Below are 17,418 nucleotides of genomic sequence, written 5' to 3' on the forward strand. Positions count from 1 at the left end.
ACACAGCCCATGCTCACCGGAAGGCCCCTCAGCAGATGCCTCAGCCCTTCGTTATGCCGGATTTCTATGTTCCGTATCCGGCGCGGCTCAATCCCCATGTGGAGGCCGCCCGCACGCACACCCGTGACTGGGCGCGGGAGATGGGGATGCTGGAGGGTTCGGGGGTCTGGGAGCAGCACGACCTCGACTCGCACGACTACGCGCTGCTCTGCTCGTACACCCATCCCGACTGCGACAAGGAGGCCCTCGACCTCGTCACCGACTGGTACACCTGGGTCTTCTTCTTCGACGACCACTTCCTGGAGATCTTCAAGCGGCCCCAGGACCGGGCGGGCGGCAAGGCCTATCTCGACCGGCTGCCGCTGTTCATGCCGGCCGATCCGGCGGCGGGCATGCCCGAGCCGACCAACCCGGTCGAGGCGGGGCTCGCCGATCTCTGGCGGCGGACCGTTCCCTCGATGTCGGCGGGCTGGCGGGTGCGGTTCGCGGAGGCGACGGAGCATCTGCTGTACGAGTCGCTCTGGGAGCTCGACAACATCAACGACGGGCGGATCGCCAACCCCGTCGAGTACATCGAGATGCGGCGCAAGGTGGGCGGCGCGCCCTGGTCGGCGGGGCTCGTCGAGTACGCGGCGGGGGCGGAGGTCCCGGCCCAGGTGGCGTACTCGCGGCCGCTGCGGGTGCTCAGGGACGCCTTCTCCGACGCCGTCCATCTGCGCAACGACCTCTTCTCGTACCAGCGCGAGGTGGAGGACGAGGGCGAGAACAGCAACGGCGTGCTCGTCCTCGAGAAGTTCCTCGGCTGTACGACCCAGGAGGCGGCGAACGCCGTCAACGACCTGCTGACCTCACGGCTCCAGCAGTTCGAGAACACGGCCCTCACCGAAGTGCCGCTGCTCGCCGCCGGCAAGGGTCTCGACGCGGCCGAGTGCGCGGCCGTCGCGGCGTACGCGAAGGGGCTGCAGGACTGGCAGTCCGGTGGCCACGAGTGGCACATGCGCTCCAGCCGGTACATGAACGAGGGCATGGTCGGCGGCCCTTCGCACCTCGAAGGGGTCCTCGGCACCTCCGCGCTCGACATCCGCACCCTCTTCGGGCGCCCTGCGGCGTCGCGGCTTCGGGCGCTCACCCACGTGCCGCACCGGAAGGTGGGCCCGTCGCTGCTGCCCGAGTTCGACCTGCCGTACCCGCTCGCCCTCAGCCCGCACCACGCGGAGGCGCGCCGGCTGTCGCTCGACTGGGCCGAGCGGTTCGGGCTCCTGGACGACATCTGGGACCGGCCGCTGGCGGAGGGGTTCGACCTGGCGCTGTGCTCGGCCGGGCTCGATCCGGACGCCACCCTGGAGGAGCTGGAGCTCAGCGCTGAGTGGCTGACCTGGGGGACGTACGGGGACGACTACTACCCCTCCGTCTTCGGCCGCTCGCGCAACCTGCTGGGGGCGAAGGAGCAGACCGACCGGTTCAAGTCCTGCCTGTTGTTGGAGGATCCGGCCGCGGGTGCGGCGCTCGCCGTGAACCCGATGGAGCGCTCGCTCGCCGACCTCTGGGCCCGGACCGCGGGGCCCATGGCGGCGGAGGCCCGCACCCAACTGCGGTACGCGCTCGACGTCATGCTGGACAGCTGGCTGTGGGAGCTGCACAACCAGGCGCAGCACCGGGTTCCCGACCCCGTCGACTACATCGAGATGCGTCGCAGCACCTTCGGCTCCGAACTGACCATGCTGATGTGCCGGTTGCGGCACGACGAGGTGCTGCCGCCGGAGCTGTTCCGGTCGGGGACCGTGCGCGCCCTGGAGAACGCGGTCATGGACTACGGGACGCTGATCAACGACCTGTTCTCGTACCAGAAGGAGATCGAGGTCGAGGGCGAGGTGCACAACGGCGTGCTGGTGCTCCAGAAGTTCTTCGACTGCGACTACCCGACGGCGGTGGCCATGGTCGACGACCTGATGCGGGGCCGGCTGCGCCAGTACGAGCATCTCAAGGCGCGTGAAGTCCCGTTGATGTACCAGGAGTTCGGGCTCGGCGCGGCGGGGCGCGCCGCCTTCGAGTCCTATCTGCGGGAGTTGGAGGACTGGCTCGCGGGCATCCTGAACTGGCACCGGAAGGTGCGGCGTTACGGGGCGGAGGACGTGCACGCGGGCAGCGGTACGGCACTGCTGCGGCGTGGGCCGACCGGTCTCGGCACCTCGGCGGCCCGGATGGCGGATCTCCTTGGGCCGGTCAGGGTCTGAGGCGGAGGGCGGAGCGGCCCCGAGGGCCGCTCCGCGCGCCGGCGATCAGCCGTGACGGCCGCGCAGCTCGTCGAGTTCGCGGCGGTCGCGCTTGGTGGGGCGGCCGGCGCCCCGGTCCCGTACGGCCGCGACGGCGACGTGCTCGCGCGGCGGCGGGGGCGGGCTGTTGTCCACGTACGCCTCGACGGCGACCGGTGGGCCGACCCGCTTGGTGTGGAGTTCCTTGACCTCGACGATCCGTTCCCGCCCGCCGTGGAAGACCCGGACCTCGTCGCCGGGCTTCACCGCCTGGGCGGGCTTGGCCCGTTCGCCGTTGACCTTGACGTGTCCGGCCCGGCAGGCCGCGGCCGCCTGGGCGCGGGTCTTGGTGAGGCGGACCGCCCAGATCCAGCTGTCGACGCGTGCGCTCATCGGCCCCCGCTCCCCCGTCAGCCCTGCTGGAACAGCTCGGCGGGCAGCGGCTTGAGCAGCGCGTACAGGTCGTCGGTGATCGGCCGGTCCCAACTGGCGATCGTGACGAGGACGTTGTCGCTGCGGTCGAACTGGACGCAGGAGATACGGCTCTCGGAGAGCTTGAGGCGACGGACGATCAGCAGGTTGTCGCCCTGCATCACGGGGACGTCCTCGGTGTCGAGGACCTCGACCGGTTCGTCGTTCTCGAGGGCGGCGAGGAGCTGGGCCACCTCGAAGGGGATCTGGCCGTCGGTGAGCTCGCGCGCCGGGGAGCCCTCGGGCAGGTTGCCGATGATCATCGCGGGGCCGCGGCCGCCGAACAGGTCGTACCGGAGGAAGACGCCCTGGCAGGAGCCGTCGGGAGCGGGCAGCAGGCCGGCGCCGAGGTTGCCGGGCCAGTCCCCCGGGTCCATGGCCAGGACATCGAAGTCCGGGCCCGCGGGAGTGGCGGCGCTGCGGCGGCGGAGGAAGGACATACGGCCATGGTACGTGCCCCGGCGCGCGATGCGACGCGCCGGGCGGGTCCGGACGGTCAGTCCTGTCCGGCGGGGTCCCGGGGCTCCCGCCCGGTGTTCCGGAGGGCCTGCGCGAGGCCCGTCCGGTCGGTTCCGAGCTTGCGGTAGACGGCCGAGAGGAGCCGGGCCACGGTGGTCGCGTCGACGCCGAGGACGGCGCCGGCGTCCTGGTCGCGGACGGTGAGATCGGCGGCGGCGCGCTCACGGGCGGTGAGCGTGTCCGTGCCCGCGGGGTGGAGCGCCCGGGGGCGGAGTCCGGCCGCCGCGAGCTCGGCGCGGGCCACCTCGACGAGGGCGTCGGCGCCGCAGTCCTGCGCGGCCTCCAGACCCCGGTAGAGGTGCTCGGCGGCCTCCGCGGCCCGTTCGGTGCGTCGCAGGGCCGCGCCGAGGGCGACGAGGGAGCGGGCCAGCTCGTACGCGGCGGGTGACTGGTCGAGCCAGTCGACGGACTCCTCCAGGAGCTTCACGCGATCGGCGGGCTCGGACACCTCGGCGGTCACGCGGAGCGCCTGGCCGATCGCGGAGGGCGCCCCGTACTGGCGGGCGCGGGCGACGGCCTCGTGGGCGGTGGCGAGGGCCTTCGACGGGGAGGTCGCCGCCTCGGCGAGCGCGAGGTGGAGCTGCCAGGGGCAGCAGGAGGGGTTGCGCTTGCCCCGCGGGTCGAGGCGCCTGCCGACGGCGGCCAGCTCCTCGGCGGCCTCCTGGGTGCGGCCGGTGGCGAGCAGCAGTTCGGCGTGGACGGTCTCGCAGTCGGGAATGGTGATGGCGGCGGGGAACGGTTCGCCGAAGTCGTGCTCGCGGGCGACCCGTACGGCCTCGCCCGTACGGCCGCGGGCGATGAGGACCTCGATCATGACACCGGTGGCGTACCAGAGCGCGGGGGTGCGGGCGCCGACGCGCTCGGCGAGGCGGAGTCCGGCGCGGGCGAAGTCCTCGGCCTCCATCAGCCGGCCGCGCCGGAAGCGGATGTAGCCGATGAGGGTGTACGCGAAGGCCAGGTGGGCCCCGCGCCAGCCCTGCTTCTCGAATTCGGCGGTTCCGGCGGCGAACAGTTCCTCGGCGCGGCCGGGCCGGTCGGCGTAGAGGTGGAGCAGGGCCACGAGGACCGGCACCTCGAAGCCCCGGCTCTCGTCGGCCCAGGTGAGGCCGCCTTCGAGGGCGCGTTCGGCCTCCTTGAGGGCGAGCGAGGCGGGTTCGGCGCGCAGGGTGGCGTCCCAGGCGCGGAGTCCGATGATGTACCGCTCGGTGACGTCGCGGCCGGTGAGCCGGTCGGCGAGCGCCGCGAGGCGCCGGGACCGGGCGGGCGATTCCGGTTCGTCGGCGCGCAGGGCGTCCCACATGAACTTCTCGGCCTGCATCCGCAGTCGGCTGCGGGCGTCGGTCGCCTTCCGGGCCTCCTCGCCGAGGAGCTCGGAGGCCTCGACGAGCCGGTCGCTGTGGGCGAGGACCTGGGCGAGGCGGTAGACGATGCCGTGGCGGAGCGCCGGGTCGCTGACCGGCTCCTCCAGGGCGGCCCGCAGATGGTTGACGGTGGTGGCGGGCTCGGTGAGGAGCGAGGAGCAGCCGAGTTCGAAGAGGACGGCGGCCCGGTCGTCGGGGGCGGGCGGCTCGCGCAGGGCGCGGGCGAGGAAGCGGCGGGCCGCGTCGGGGGCTCCGGCGCGGAGGTTCTCGCCGGCGGCGGCGCGCAGCTGGCCGACGACCCAGGGGTCGCCGTCGGGGTGGGTCTCCAGGAGATGGCGGGCGGCCGCGGTGGGGCCGAGTCCGGCGTCGACGACGCACCAGGCGGCCTGACCGTGCAGGGCGACGCGGGTGGCGTCCGGGATGGACCGGTAGACGGTGGTCGCGATGAGGGGGTGGGTGAACTGGAGGGGATCGTCGGCCTGTTCGGCCTCGGCGAGGACGCGCGCCTCGCGGAGCCGGGCGGCGCAGTCGGCGACGGCCTCGCCGCCGAGACCGGCGACGGCGCCCGCGAGCTGGGGTGAGATCTCGGTGCCGAGGACGGCGCAGGCCCATGCGAGGCGGACGGTGGCGGGTCCGAGCCGTTCGAGCCGGGTGACGAGGCCGCTGCCCTTGAGGGCGGCGGAGAGGTCGGGGAGTTCGTGGGCTCCGTCGGCGGTGGGTTCGAGGCCCTGGTCGCGGACCTTGGCGGCGAGTTCGACCGCCTCGAAGGGGTTGCCGGCGGTGACGGACCAGAAGTCGCGGCAGAAGCTGTCGTCGGCGTGGGCGCCGACGCGGTCGCGGACGAGCCGGGCCACGGCGGACGAGGTCAGCGGGGCGAGGTCGAGGGGGCGCTGGCCGGACCGGCGGCCGGTGAACTCCACACCCTCGGCGGGGAGTTCGTCGGGGCGGTAGGCGACGACGAGGAGCATGGGCAGCTCCTCGGCGCGCGGGGCGAACGCGGCGAGCCAGCCGAGGGATTCGGGGTCGGCCCAGTGGACGTCGTCCAGGACCACGACGAGGGGAGCGCGGCGTACGGCGAGATGGGTGAGGACCCAGTCGAGCCCGTCGCGCAGACCCTGCGGGTCGGGCGGCGAGCCTTCGGCGGAGGCGCGGAGCCCGAGGGCGGGGCCGACGATGTCGTACCAGGAGCCGAGCCGTTCGCGCAGTTCGGCGTCGGTGGCGTGGGCCAGCTGCGGCTGGAGGAGCTGCCGGGCGACGTGGAAGGCGACCCGCTGTTCCTGGTCGCCGCCGCGCGCGGAAAGCACCGTGCAGCCGCGGGCGCCGGCGCGGCGCCGGATCTCGGCGAGCAGGGTGGTCTTGCCGAGGCCGGCCGGGGCGGCGTAGGCGAGTATGCCGCCGCGGCGGACGACCTGGGGGCGCGCGGAGGTCGCACTCTCGTCGGCTGCGGAGGTGAACACGGAACCGGGGCCGGGACGGGGCTCCGGGGGCGACGTGGGGCCGGCGTCGGGCACGGGGCGCAGTCCGGTCCGGCCGCCGGGGACCCGGTCGTTGTCGGGCGGTGTGGGCAGCGGGCCGGTCGCCGGATCGGCGTCCTGGCCGGAGGTCCGGGTGGGGACGGCGACCAGGTGCGGGCCCCGCGTCTCGCGGGGAGAGGGTACGGCGACCGGCCACAACGGCTCGTCCGCCAGACCTGTCAGGAGGTCGAGCGCCTCCTCGGCAGCGGTGAGCGCCGCCTCGCGCTCGAAGAGGCCGACTCCCTGACGGGCCGACCCGCCGTCCTGACGTGCCACGTTCCACCCCCACACAGGGGGCGCGCGCCCGGCGCACGGTCAGGAGTGCCGAGCGGGATGCCCCGCGAAAGTCCCAGCGTACGCCCGAAGGAGTGAGCTGGGGCGGTCAAACGGCCAAGCAAAATACCGTCGTGTCGTCAGTGGCATATTCGGCTCGGTGCAGTGCGGTGGAGAGCACCTTCGTCGCGGCCGTCGCGGCCGCGTCCGTCATGGTCAGGCCGGTGTTGACGGCCAGGGCGACCTGCCGCTCTCCGTCCGCGGAAGTGAAGCCGAACGTCTGGTAACCGACGACCTCGCCCGTGTGCCCCACGACCGGCCCTAAGGATGCCCCTGAGGGTCGCCGGAGCCGCCTTCCGCGAGCCGTTCGAGCACGGCCAACGCCTCCTCCGCGCGCGCGTGTTCCACGAAGAGGTGGTCGTGGTGGAAGCCCGCCACCACGTTGCAGCTGAGTCCCGCCGCGGCGAGCGCCCCGGCGACGGCGGCCGTCAGCCCGACGGCGTCGAGTGCGGAGTGCACGCGCAGCGTGATCCGGCCCGCCACGTAGTCGTACGGGAGGGCGGCGGCGTCCGCCTCCTCCTGGCGTACGACGAGGGTGAGACCCTCGTCCTCGGTGACGGTGACCACCGGGGCGACCCCGGCCGGGGCGGGGCCGTCCACCGTGGTGAAGACGTAGCGGCCGGGGTCGAGTTCCGGCCGCATCCCGGCGAGCAGCCGGGTCAGATCACGTTCCGCGTTCATGGCCGCCAGGGTAGGCGCCCGGCCCGGCGGCGCGGCTCACCCGGCGGGCGGGGTGTCTCCCACGAGCCACATGGAGAAGAACTGGGCGCCGCCTCCGTAGGCGTGTCCGAGGGCCCGGTGTGCGCCGTCGACCTGGTGCTCGCCCGCCTCGCCCCGTACCTGGAGCGCGGCCTCGGCGAAGCGGATCATCCCGGAGGCTCCGATGGGGTTGGTGGAGAGCACCCCGCCGGAGGGGTTCACGGGCAGGTCGCCGTCGAGTTCGGTCACTCCTGCCTCGGTGAGCTTCCAGCCCTCGCCCTCCTCCGCGAAGCCGAGGTTCTCCAGCCACATCGGCTCGTACCAGGAGAACGGCACGTACATCTCCACGGCGTCGATCTCCCGCCGGGGGTCGGTGATGCCGGCCTGCCGGTAGACGTCGGCGGCGCAGTCCCGGCCCGCCTGCGGGGAGACGAAGTCCTTGCCCGCGAACAGGGTCGGTTCGCTGCGCATCGCGCCGCCGTGCACCCAGGCGGGCGGGCGGGGCGCACGGGCCGCGCCCGTCCGGTCGGTGAGGATCATCGCGCAGGCCCCGTCCGATGAGGGGCAGGTCTCGGAGTAGCGGATCGGGTCCCAGAGCATCGGGGAGGCCTGCACCTTCTCCAGGGTGAGGTCGTGCTCGTGGAGATGGGCGTACGGGTTCTTGAGCGCGTTCCGCCGGTCCTTGTACGCGACGAGGGAGCCGATCGCGTCGGGTGCGCCGGTCCGCCGCATGTACGCGCGCACGTGCGGGGCGAAGAAGCCGCCGGCTCCGGCGAGCAGCGGCTGCTGGAAGGGCACGGGCAGGGAGAGGCCCCACATGGCGTTGGACTCGGACTGCTTCTCGAACGCCAGGGTGAGGACGGTCCGGTGGACCCGGGCGGCGACCAGGTTCGCGGCGACGAGCGCGGTGGAACCGCCGACGGACCCCGCCGTGTGCACCCGGAGCATGGGCTTGCCGACCGCGCCGAGCGCGTCGGCGAGGTACAGCTCCGGCATCATGACGCCCTCGAAGAAGTCGGGCGCCTTGCCGATGACGACGGCGTCGATGTCCGCCCAGGTCAGCTCCGCGTCCGCCAGGGCGCGGACGGCGGCCTCGCGGACGAGTCCGGCGATCGACACGTCCCTGCGTGCGGCGACGTGCTTGGTCTGGCCTATGCCGATGACGGCGACGGGCTCTTTACCGGACATGCGGCTCTCCTTCCAGGACGGCGACCAGGTTCTGCTGGAGGCAGGGCCCTGAGGTGGCGTGGGCGAGGGCGCGGTCGGAGTCGCCCCGGTGGATGCGGGCGGCGGCCTCGCCGAGCCGGATGAGGCCGGCGGCCATGACGGGGTTGGCGGCGAGCGCTCCGCCGGACGGGTTGACCCTCACGCTCTCGTCGAGGTCGAGGGCCCGGCGGAGGACGACCTCCTGGGAGGTGAAGGGCGCGTGGAGTTCGGCGGTGTCGACGGGCGCCTCGAAGGCTCCGGCGCGTTCCGCGGCGAGGCGGGTGGAGGGCGAGTCGGTGAGGTCGCGGACGCCGAGCGAGTGGGCCTCGATGCGGTGGTCCATGCCCCGGATCCAGGCGGGGCGGGCGCAGAGTTCGCGGGCCCGGTCGCCGACGGCGAGGATCACGGCGGCGGCGCCGTCGCCGATGGGCGGGCAGTCGCCGGTGCGCAGCGGCTGGACGACGTACTCGCCCTGGGGGCGGGCGCCGGGCAGCTGGGCGTGGGGGTTCGCGGTGGCGTCCTCGCGGCTGCGGGTGGCGATCGAGGCGAGGGCGGGTTCGTCGGTGGCGCCCGCGTCGACGAGAGCCTGCGCCTGGAGCGCGGCGAGGGCGACCGAGTCCGGCCAGAGCGGGGCCAGGTAGTACGGGTCGAGCTGACGGGTGAGGACGTCGCGGACGGAGCCGGGCGAGGACTTCCCGTAGGAGTAGACGAGGGCGGTGTCGGCCTCACCGGTGAGGAGCTTCACCCAGGCCTCGTACAGTGCCCAGGCGCCGTCCGTCTCCACGTGGGACTCGGAGATCGGCGGCCAGGCGCCCACGCCGTCGAGGGCCATCGTGAAGGAGAAGGCGCGGCCGGCCAGGTAGTCGGAGGAGCCGGAGCAGGTGAAGCCGATGTCGGAGGTCCTGAGGCCGGTCTGCCGCAGGACGTCGTGCAGGACGGGCATGACCATCTCGACCTCGGAGAGGTCGTCGGTGCGGCGGCGGTGGTCGCTCTGGGCGAAGGCGACGATCGCCACCTCTCGGTCCGGCCGGTGCGGCGTCACAGCAGCTCCTTGTAGGTGTCGTAGTCGGCGTCGGGCTCGCCGGCGGGCCGGTAGTGGTCGGGGTAGCGGCCGTCCTCGCTCCACACGGGTTCGACGCGCAGGCCCATGCGGACCTGGTCGTACGGGATGCCTCCGATGCGGCCGTGGAGGGCGAGCCCGGCGCCGTCGAGGGCGATGTGGGCGTAGACGTACGGCACCTCGATGTCGAGGTTCTTCGCCTTGATGTTGACGATGCAGTACGTGGTGACGGTGCCGCGCGGTCCGACCTCGACCTGGTCGGTGGTGGCGACTCCGCAGGTGGGGCAGGCGCCGCGGGGCGGCACGTACACCTTGGCGCAGGAGGGGCAGCGCTCGCCGACGGTCCGGCGCTCGGCGAGGGCCTGCAGGTAGCGGGTCTGGGCGCGGCCGGGACTGTAGGTGTAGTCGAGGCGGGCGGCGGCGACGATGCCGGTGACGGGGTCGGTGAACCGGCCGTCGTGGGCGCCCGGTTCGGCCGCCGGATCGCTGTCGTACGGCTCGAAGCACGCGATGTCCGTGATGGCACCGGACCGTTCGGCGGCCCAGCGGATCCGGACCCGCATGCCGGTGCGGACGGCTTCGGGGCCGGGGGCGTCGAGGGCGTGCAGGAGGGCGGTGTCGGCGCCGTCGAGGCGGACGAGGACCCAGGCGAAGGGGGTCACGAGGGGCTGCCCGGGGCGGGGCTCGGGGTTCCAGGCCCAGGTGGTGACGGTCCCGGTGGCACCCACCTCGACGAGATCGCGGAGCTCGGCGGCGGTGGCGGGGTCGTACTCGACGGGCGGGACGAGGACCTCACCGGTCTCGGTGCGGACGCCGAGGACGGTCTGCTCGCGCAGACCGGTGAGGAAGGCGGACTGGACGGGTCCGAGGGAGCGGGTGAAGGGGAATTCGACGACGAGGGGTGCGCGCAGGATTTCAGGGGGCGGGGTGACGGTCATGGGGCGGGCTCCTTGGTGGCCGGTCGGTGGTGGTGGATGCGATGAGGCCGCTGCGCGGGGCCGTTTCCCCCACCCCGCCCCTTCCCGTGACCGGGGGGCTCCGCCCCCGGACCCCCACGCCTCACACGCTGGCGGGGCTGGACTACGGCGGCACATCCAGCCCGTCCGGCGTTCGAGGACCGGGGCCTGGGGCGGAGCCCCCGTTCGGGAAGGGGCGGGGTGGGGTGGGGGAAACTCACTCCCGGCGGTACTCCGGCGTCCGCTTCTCCGCGAACGCCCTCGCCCCCTCCTTCGCGTCCGCCGTGTCGAAGATCGGCCACCCCCGCTTCAGTTCGGCGGCCAGCCCCTCCGTCTCCGTCATCTCGGCGGTCTCGTACACGGACGCCTTGACCGCCTCGACGGCGAGCGGCCCGCACGCGTTGATCCGCTCGGCGATGTCGAGGGCCGCGTCGAGTGCGGTGCCGTCGGGGACGACCCGGCCGACGAGGCCGATCCGGGCGGCCTCCTCCGCCGAGTACGGGCGGCCCGTGAGGAGCATTTCGAGGGCGTGGGTACGGGCGATCTGCCGGGGCAGGCGGACCGTGGAGCCGCCGATCGGGAAGAGGCCGCGCCGGACCTCGAAGAGTCCGAACGTCGCCGAGGCCGCCGCGACCCGGATGTCGGTGCCCTGGAGGATCTCGGTGCCGCCGGCGACGCAGTGGCCCTCCACCGCGGCGATGACGGGTTTGCGGGGGCGGTGGTGGCGCAGCATCGCCTTCCAGTGCAGGTCGGGGTCGGCCTTGAGCCGGTCCCGGTACTGCTCGCCCTCCATTCCCTTGCCGGCCAGGGCCTTGAGGTCCATGCCCGCGCAGAAGGAGCCGCCCGCGCCGGTGAGGACGACGGAGCGGATGCCGTCGTCGGCGTCGGCCTCCAGCCAGCCGTCGTGGAGGCCGACGAGCATCGGCAGCGAGAGGGCGTTCTTGGCCTCGGGCCGGTTCAAGGTGAGGACGAGCGTGGCGCCTTCGCGCCGTACGCCGAGATGTTCGGTGCCACCAGTGCCACCCATGGGGGTCTCCCGTCTCCAGTTCTGGAACAGGTTGCAGTAGCCGGGGGTCCAGTTCAATAGTTTTCTGACACTCAGTCAGATTCTTCTGCGCACCCCCTTCCCCCTGTCGCCGGTCGGCGCTCTAATGACCGCCGAGTCAGTGCGAACCGGGGTCAGGAGGAACGGTGGAGTACAACCTTGCCGACCTGTTCGAATCGGTGGTCGACGCGGTCCCCGACCGCGAGGCGCTGGTGTACGTCGATCATCCGGGGACGGGCGAGGAGCGCCGGCTCACCTACGCCGAGCTCGACGAAGCCGCCAACCGGATCGCGCACCACCTCATCGACGCGGGCATCCGGCCCGGCGAGCACCTCGGCCTCCACCTGTACAACGGCATCGAGTACCTGCAGACCGTCCTCGCCTGCCTCAAGGCACGGATCGTGCCGGTCAACGTGAACTACCGGTACGTGGAGGAGGAGCTCGTCTACCTCTACCGGGACGCCGACCTGGCCGCACTCGTCTTCGACGCCGAGTTCACCGACCGGGTCGCGGCGGCGCTGCCGCAGACGGAGAAGCTGCGGCACCTCGTGCGGGTGGGGACCCCGCCGACCCGTCGCCCGACCACCACCCCTCAAGGATCCGCTGCACAGCGAAGCGCCGAACGCGAGGGAGCGGCCGCGCTGGACTGTGTCCCGTACGCCGAGGCGGAGGCCGCCGGTTCACCCGCGCGCGGCTTCGGGCCCCGCTCGGCCGACGACCTCTTCATCATCTACACCGGTGGCACGACCGGGATGCCCAAGGGCGTCCTGTGGCGCCAGGAGGACCTGTTCTTCGCGGGGCTGTTCGGCGGGGACCCCTCGGGCGAGGCGGTGAAGCGCCCCGAGGAGCTGGCCGAGCGAGTCGCCGCCGGCGGCGCCGGCATCACCTTCTTCCCCGCGCCGCCGCTGATGCACGGCACCTCCACGCTGACCGCGTTCATCGCCTTCAACTACGGCCAGCGGGTCGTCCTGCACCGCAAGTACGTCCCCGAGGAAGTCCTCCGCACCCTGGAGAAGGAGAGGGTCTCCAGCATCTCCCTGGTCGGGGACGCGATGCTGCGGCCCCTCGTGGACGCGCTGCGCGGGCCGCTGAAGGGCACGGACCTCTCCGCCCTGTTCAGCCTGTCCTCGTCCGGGGCGATCATGTCCGAGACCGTACGGGCCCAGCTCCAGGAACTGATGCCGAACGTCCTGCTGCTCAACAACTTCGGCTCGACCGAGTCCGGTTCCAACGGCCGCGCCACCGACGACTCCGGCCCGGCCAGGGGCTTCCGGCTGCACGTCAACGAACGCACCCAGGTCGTCGACCCGGTGACCCGTGCCCCCGTCGCCACCGGCGAGATCGGCCGGCTGGCCCAGCGCGGCCACGTGCCGCTCGGCTACTACAACGACCCGGAGAAGACCGCCGAGACGTTCTTCGAGCGGGACGGGGTCCGGTGGGTGCTCCTCGGCGACATGGCGACCGTGGACGAGACCGGGGTGGTCACCGTCCTCGGGCGCGGCTCGCAGTGCATCAACACGGGTGGCGAGAAGGTCTATCCGGAGGAGGTGGAGCAGGCCCTGAAGTCCCACCCCGACGTGTACGACGCGCTGGTCGCCGGAGTGCCGGACGCCCGCTGGGGCAACCACGTCGCCGCGGTCGTCCAGCTCCGCGCTGACGCTCCGCCGCTGGACCTGGAGACCCTCCAGACCCATTGCCGTCCCCGCCTGGCGGGGTACAAGGTCCCGCGCCAGCTGGTCCTCACCGACCGCATCCAGCGCTCCCCCAGCGGCAAGGCGGACTACCGCTGGGCCCGCACGGTGGCGGTGGAGGCGGACACGAACGCGGGCCCGGACACGAACCCGTAGGCGGAAGCGGAGCCAGGTCAGCTCCGCTCGGTGATGTTGACCATCCACGTGACGCCGAACTTGTCCGTGCACATGCCGAACACATCGCCCCACATCTGCTTCTCCAGGGGGACGGCCACGGTGCTGCCGTCGGACAGCCCGCCCCAGTAGCCGCGCAGCTCCTCGGCGTCGTCGCCGCTCAGGCTCACCGCGAAGCCGCCCCCCGGGGTCTGCTCCGTGCCCGGCGGATTGTCGGCGGCCATCAGCGTGAAGCCGCTGGGCGTCTCCAGCATGCCGTGCATGATCTTGTCGGCGTACCCGGGCGGCGCCTCGGCGCCGAACCCGCCGTACGTGTTGAGGTCGAGGGTGCCCCCCAGGACCTGCTGGTAGAACTCCAGGGCCTGCTTCGCGTCGCCGGAGAAGCTGAGGTAGGGGTTGAGACGAGTGGTCACACCTGGCTCCTGTCATGTCGCGCCGTGGCGATGTCGGGCACCGTCCGAGGGCGCCGCCCGACCGATCCTGCACCGGGGTCCGTCCGATCGGCCGAGGCGCGCCGCGCCTGGGCCGATCGGCCCATGGCCACGGACACCCGCTACCTGCCGTCCGGCCTCTCTCCCGGCCCCGCCGCGAACGCCAGCGGCGGCGCCATCGCCCGGGCGTCCGCGTTCTCCCCGACCCACAGGCCGATGAAGAGCGCGGCCGTCGCCTCCAGGAGCCCCGCCCTGTCGAGGCCTCCCCCGGTCAGCGGTACGCAGCCCGCGTCCCTCACCAGCTGCCGTACGAGCGCGAGCGCGGTCTCGTCGTCGCCGCACACCGGGACGGCGAGAAGCTGCCCGTCGAAAGCGGGAGGGTCCATCCTCCACACGTCCTCGTGGCACAGGTTGAAGGCCTTGACGACCCGTGCGCCGGGCGCGGCGTCCGCGAGGCGGCGCGCGGCCGAGGGGCCACCGTCCGTGAGCAGCCGGAAGCCGGGTCCCACCGGGTTGGAGCAGTCGAGCAGCACCTTCCCGGCCAGGGGCGCCCGCAGCTCGCCGACGATCGTCTCCCCCGCCCCGTACGGCAGTGCGGCGAGGACCACGTCGCCGAATCCCGCCGCCGCGCGCAGGCTGCCGTACCCGGTCGCGCCGCCCAGGCGGCTCGCGAGGTGCCGCGCCTTCGTCTCGTCCCGGCCCCCGACGAGGACCTCGTGTCCCGCCCGTACCCAGTGGGTGGCCAGGGCGTCCGCCATGTTGCCCGTGCCCAGTACGCCGATCCTCATCGTCCGTCCCCTCTCCGCGCCGGCTTTCGGCACCTCGGGAACGACACTAGGAAGGCGGTCGGGCACCATCTGGTACGTGACTTCCGACGCCTACCTCGCCGACTGCCGCGCCCGCCTCGCCTTCGACCTGCTCTCGAACACCTGGAACGCCGTGGTGCTCTGGTCCCTCCGCCGGGGCCCGAGCCGCCACGGCGAACTCCGGGAGCACATCGGCGGCATCAGTTCCAAGGTCCTCACCGAGACGCTGCGGCGGCTGGAGTTCAACGGCCTGGTGGAGCGGCGCGTCGAGGACGGCGCGCCGGCCAGGATCAGCTACGAACTCACCGGCCTGGGGCGGACCTTACTGGGTCCGATCGACGCGTTCGGCGCGTGGGCCTTCGAGCACGGCGACGAGGTGATGGCCGCCCAGGAGCGCCACGGCGGGTGACGGCGAGATGACGTCGGCCGCGTCGACCCGGCGCGACCGGCACGACACCTCCTAGAGGCCGAACTCCCGCAGTGCGCGCAGGAATTCGTCCGGCGCGTCCGTGTGGACGAGGTGCCCCGCCCCGATCGTGACGAACCGAGTGCCGGGGATGCGGTCGGCCAGCCAGGACAGCTGGTCCTGGCGGACGTGGCTGGTCGGGCCGCCCGCCAGGACGAGCGTCGGGGCCGTGATCGCGGGGAGTTCTGCGCGCCAGGCCGGGTCGGGCTCGTTCAGCTGGGCGTCGGTGGACGGGACGATCTCCCAGTCGAAGCCGAGCGGGCCCTCGGGGCGTTCGGCCCGGGGGCGCGGCGGGTCGAGCGGGAAGAACACGGGGACGTCCTCCAGGACGAGCCGCCCGATCAGGTCCGGTTCCCTGGCGGCGAGGAGATATGCGGACCCGCCGCCCATCGAGTGGGCGACGACGGTGGCGCCGGTGAGGCCGAGGGCCTTGAGGAAGCCGCCGAGTTCGTCGCGGAAGACGTCGAAGCCGTAGGTGCCGGGCCGGTCGCTGAGTCCGTGGCCGCGCAGGTCGACCGCGTACACCCGGTGGTCGGCGGCGAGATCGGCCGCGATCCCCGTCCAGGTGGTGCTGTTCTCGCCCCGCCCGTGGACCAGGACGATGGGCGGGGCGTCCTCGGAGCCCCGTACCCGGTAGGCGAGGCGGACGCCGTCCACCGTGACCGTACGGACCTCCGGGTCGAGGAAGGCGGCGACGGGGCGGACGAACGCCTCCGCGTCGTCCACCCACGGGAAGTGTCCGGCGCCCGGCACGACGACGAGCTCGGCGTTCGGGAAGAGGGCGGCGGCCTCGGCGGCCTTGGCCGGGGTGGGGCCGGGATCGCACTCCCCCGCGAGCAGGAGGACCGGCGCCGTGAGCGCGGTGAGCGCGCGGCGGGTCGCCTCCGGGGTGTACGCGCCCTCGCCGTGGTACGCGGGGGCGGCCGCCCGGTTCACCTGCTCGGCATCGCGGGCCGCGTGGTCCTGGGCGGCCGCGTCCCAGCGGCCGTACGCGAAGGGCGCGACGATCTCACGGACGCGGGACTCCGGAGTGTCCGGGCCGATCGCGTCGAGCGCGGCCCTGGCCTGCGCGTACCAGGGTTGGTCGGCGAAGATCTCGACGGCCTCGTCCCACTCCTCGTCGGTGGTGCCGACGCCGAGCGCGCGGCCCAGGCTGGTGACGAGCACGAGGGAGCGGATCCGCTCGGGGTGGGCGGCGGCGTACAGGGTGGCCAGGTTTCCGCCCGCCGAGTGGCCCAGCAGGTCGATCCGCTCCAGGCCGAGGTGGAGGCGGAGCGCCTCGACGTCGCCGACCTGCCGGTCGCAGCGGTACGTGTCGGTGTCGGCGGGCTCGGCACTCGCCCCGGTCCCCCGGGCGTCGAGCAGGACCAGCGCGCGGTGGGCGGCGAGTCCGCCCAGGTCACCGAGGTAGACAGCGTCGCGCATCGGCCCGCCCGCGAGGCACACCAGGGGCTCGCCCTCCCCCACGATCCGGTAGGCGAGTTCGGTTCCGTCGTATGAGGTGAACTGTGGCATGGCACCGATCCTCAAGGACCACGAACGATCTTCGCAACGGGTTTGACGGGGAGCGCGATACGGTGGGTGGACCGTCCCCGACCAGCGAAGGAACCATCCCACTGTGCCCGAATCCCGGGAATCCGCATTGCGCGGCGACTGTGCCAACTGCTTCGGACTGTGCTGTGTCGCGCTGCCCTTCGCGAAGTCGGCCGACTTCGCCGTGAACAAGGCGCCGGGCGAGCCCTGCCGGAACCTTCAGGAGGACTTCCGCTGCGGCATCCACACCCGGCTGCGGACGAGCGGCTTCCAGGGCTGCACGGTGTACGACTGCTTCGGCGCCGGCCAGCAGGTCTCCCAGGTGACCTTCGGCGGTGTGTCCTGGCGCGAGGCGCCGGAGACCGCGAGCCGGATGTACGACGTGTTCTACGTGATGCGCCAGCTCCACGAGCTGCTGCGCTATCTCACGGAGGCGCTGGGCCGCCCGGCGGCCCGTCCCGTCCACGCCGAGCTGCGGACGGCACTCGCCCGGGTCGAGGGCCTCACCGGGGGCTCGGCGGACGACCTGGAGGAGCTGAGGGTGCCGGAGGTGCGCGCCGAGGTGAACGAGCTGCTCCTGCGGACGAGTGAACTCGTCCGCGCCACGGCCGGCGGGAAGCCGAAGAGCCGGCGCGGGGCGGACCTGATCGGCAAGCGGCTGCGCGGGGCGACGCTGCGCGGCACCGACCTGCGCGGGGCGCTGCTGATCGCGGCGGATCTGGCGGGTGCCGATCTGTCGCTCGCGGATCTGATCGGTGCGGACCTGCGGGACGCCGATCTGTCGGGTGCGGACCTGACCGGCGTCCTCTTCCTGACGCAGCCCCAGCTGAACGCGGCGCGCGGGAACGCCGAGACCCGCCTTCCGGAGGGTTTCGAGCGCCCCGCGCACTGGGCGTCCTGA

16 protein-coding genes are annotated in these 17,418 nt (G+C 73.1%); 4 read left to right on the plus strand and 12 right to left on the minus strand.

What is annotated here, in order from left to right:
* The first annotated feature begins 35 nt into the window (after positions 1 to 35).
* A complete protein-coding gene (locus E0F75_RS03360) occupies positions 36 to 2,234 on the plus strand; it encodes a germacradienol/geosmin synthase (RefSeq protein ID WP_187620884.1) in 2,199 nt (732 codons plus the stop codon).
* A gap of 45 nt (positions 2,235 to 2,279) precedes the next feature.
* On the opposite strand, the gene E0F75_RS03365 is transcribed toward E0F75_RS03360, so the two are convergent.
* The 9 genes from E0F75_RS03365 to E0F75_RS03405 all read right to left on the minus strand — a co-directional run bounded on the left by E0F75_RS03365 (position 2,280) and on the right by E0F75_RS03405 (position 11,398).
* Positions 2,280 to 2,645, minus strand: a complete 366-nt coding sequence (locus E0F75_RS03365) for an RNA-binding S4 domain-containing protein (RefSeq protein WP_187620885.1) — start codon at positions 2,643 to 2,645, stop codon at positions 2,280 to 2,282.
* 17 nt (positions 2,646 to 2,662) lie between these two features.
* Complete coding sequence (locus tag E0F75_RS03370; RefSeq protein WP_073902472.1) at positions 2,663 to 3,163, minus strand: hypothetical protein; 501 nt, start codon at positions 3,161 to 3,163, stop codon at positions 2,663 to 2,665.
* A gap of 56 nt (positions 3,164 to 3,219) precedes the next feature.
* Positions 3,220 to 6,060 (minus strand): AAA family ATPase, encoded by a 2,841-nt coding sequence (locus tag E0F75_RS03375; protein ID WP_374115363.1) that lies wholly within the window; start codon positions 6,058 to 6,060, stop codon positions 3,220 to 3,222.
* A gap of 439 nt (positions 6,061 to 6,499) precedes the next feature.
* The gene (locus tag E0F75_RS03380; RefSeq protein WP_187620886.1) at positions 6,500 to 6,703 is read right to left on the minus strand and encodes a hypothetical protein; all 204 of its coding nucleotides are present in this window, start codon (positions 6,701 to 6,703) and stop codon (positions 6,500 to 6,502) included.
* An 8-nt stretch (positions 6,704 to 6,711) separates the two neighbouring features.
* Positions 6,712 to 7,131 carry an ACT domain-containing protein gene (locus E0F75_RS03385; RefSeq protein WP_187620887.1) on the minus strand — a complete coding sequence of 140 codons (420 nt, stop codon included), beginning with the start codon at positions 7,129 to 7,131 and terminating at the stop codon, positions 6,712 to 6,714.
* Between the two features lie 36 nt (positions 7,132 to 7,167).
* A complete protein-coding gene (locus E0F75_RS03390) occupies positions 7,168 to 8,337 on the minus strand; it encodes a thiolase domain-containing protein (RefSeq protein ID WP_187620888.1) in 1,170 nt (389 codons plus the stop codon).
* On the minus strand, positions 8,327 to 9,397 hold the full coding sequence (locus E0F75_RS03395; RefSeq protein WP_187620889.1) for a thiolase domain-containing protein: 1,071 nt from the start codon (positions 9,395 to 9,397) through the stop codon (positions 8,327 to 8,329). Before E0F75_RS03395 ends, E0F75_RS03390 begins: the two co-directional genes overlap by 11 nt.
* Entirely contained in the window at positions 9,394 to 10,353 is a 960-nt protein-coding gene (locus tag E0F75_RS03400; RefSeq protein ID WP_187620890.1) for a Zn-ribbon domain-containing OB-fold protein, read from the minus strand. The genes E0F75_RS03395 and E0F75_RS03400 overlap by 4 nt, the downstream gene beginning before the upstream one ends.
* A 235-nt stretch (positions 10,354 to 10,588) precedes the next feature.
* Entirely contained in the window at positions 10,589 to 11,398 is an 810-nt protein-coding gene (locus E0F75_RS03405) for a crotonase/enoyl-CoA hydratase family protein (RefSeq protein ID WP_187620891.1), read from the minus strand.
* A gap of 164 nt (positions 11,399 to 11,562) precedes the next feature.
* Between E0F75_RS03405 and E0F75_RS03410 the strand changes: the two genes are divergently transcribed.
* Positions 11,563 to 13,263, plus strand: coding sequence for an acyl-CoA synthetase (locus E0F75_RS03410; protein ID WP_187620892.1), 1,701 nt, complete (start codon positions 11,563 to 11,565; stop codon positions 13,261 to 13,263).
* Positions 13,264 to 13,280: 17 nt separating this feature from the next.
* Here E0F75_RS03410 and E0F75_RS03415 read toward each other — a convergent pair whose 3' ends face one another.
* Both E0F75_RS03415 and E0F75_RS03420 read right to left on the minus strand, forming a co-directional pair.
* On the minus strand, positions 13,281 to 13,694 hold the full coding sequence (locus E0F75_RS03415) for a VOC family protein (RefSeq protein WP_187620893.1): 414 nt from the start codon (positions 13,692 to 13,694) through the stop codon (positions 13,281 to 13,283).
* Positions 13,695 to 13,834: 140 nt separating this feature from the next.
* Positions 13,835 to 14,500: an NADPH-dependent F420 reductase gene (locus E0F75_RS03420; protein ID WP_187620894.1), complete on the minus strand. Its 666-nt coding sequence runs from the start codon at positions 14,498 to 14,500 to the stop codon at positions 13,835 to 13,837.
* A 76-nt stretch (positions 14,501 to 14,576) separates the two neighbouring features.
* Between E0F75_RS03420 and E0F75_RS03425 the strand changes: the two genes are divergently transcribed.
* A complete protein-coding gene (locus tag E0F75_RS03425) occupies positions 14,577 to 14,927 on the plus strand; it encodes a helix-turn-helix domain-containing protein (protein ID WP_187620895.1) in 351 nt (116 codons plus the stop codon).
* Positions 14,928 to 14,978: 51 nt separating this feature from the next.
* Here E0F75_RS03425 and E0F75_RS03430 read toward each other — a convergent pair whose 3' ends face one another.
* Positions 14,979 to 16,499, minus strand: a complete 1,521-nt coding sequence (locus tag E0F75_RS03430; RefSeq protein ID WP_187620896.1) for an alpha/beta fold hydrolase — start codon at positions 16,497 to 16,499, stop codon at positions 14,979 to 14,981.
* Positions 16,500 to 16,602: 103 nt separating this feature from the next.
* Between E0F75_RS03430 and E0F75_RS03435 the strand changes: the two genes are divergently transcribed.
* Complete coding sequence (locus E0F75_RS03435; RefSeq protein WP_187620897.1) at positions 16,603 to 17,418, plus strand: pentapeptide repeat-containing protein; 816 nt, start codon at positions 16,603 to 16,605, stop codon at positions 17,416 to 17,418.

Source organism: Streptomyces sp. CB02980, assembly GCF_014451325.2.
In the GTDB taxonomy this organism is placed as follows: Bacteria; Actinomycetota; Actinomycetes; order Streptomycetales; family Streptomycetaceae; genus Streptomyces.

What these genes read in the sequence shown, in the direction of transcription:
- E0F75_RS03360 (WP_187620884.1), top strand. Translation starts at nt 36, where the DNA reads ATGCCTCAGCCCTTCGTTATGCCGGATTTCTATGTTCCGTATCCGGCG.
- E0F75_RS03365 (WP_187620885.1), bottom strand. Translation starts at nt 2,645, where the DNA reads ATGAGCGCACGCGTCGACAGCTGGATCTGGGCGGTCCGCCTCACCAAG.
- E0F75_RS03370 (WP_073902472.1), bottom strand. Translation starts at nt 3,163, where the DNA reads ATGTCCTTCCTCCGCCGCCGCAGCGCCGCCACTCCCGCGGGCCCGGAC.
- E0F75_RS03385 (WP_187620887.1), bottom strand. Translation starts at nt 7,131, where the DNA reads ATGAACGCGGAACGTGATCTGACCCGGCTGCTCGCCGGGATGCGGCCG.
- E0F75_RS03390 (WP_187620888.1), bottom strand. Translation starts at nt 8,337, where the DNA reads ATGTCCGGTAAAGAGCCCGTCGCCGTCATCGGCATAGGCCAGACCAAG.
- E0F75_RS03400 (WP_187620890.1), bottom strand. Translation starts at nt 10,353, where the DNA reads ATGACCGTCACCCCGCCCCCTGAAATCCTGCGCGCACCCCTCGTCGTC.
- E0F75_RS03405 (WP_187620891.1), bottom strand. Translation starts at nt 11,398, where the DNA reads ATGGGTGGCACTGGTGGCACCGAACATCTCGGCGTACGGCGCGAAGGC.
- E0F75_RS03420 (WP_187620894.1), bottom strand. Translation starts at nt 14,500, where the DNA reads ATGAGGATCGGCGTACTGGGCACGGGCAACATGGCGGACGCCCTGGCC.
- E0F75_RS03430 (WP_187620896.1), bottom strand. Translation starts at nt 16,499, where the DNA reads ATGCCACAGTTCACCTCATACGACGGAACCGAACTCGCCTACCGGATC.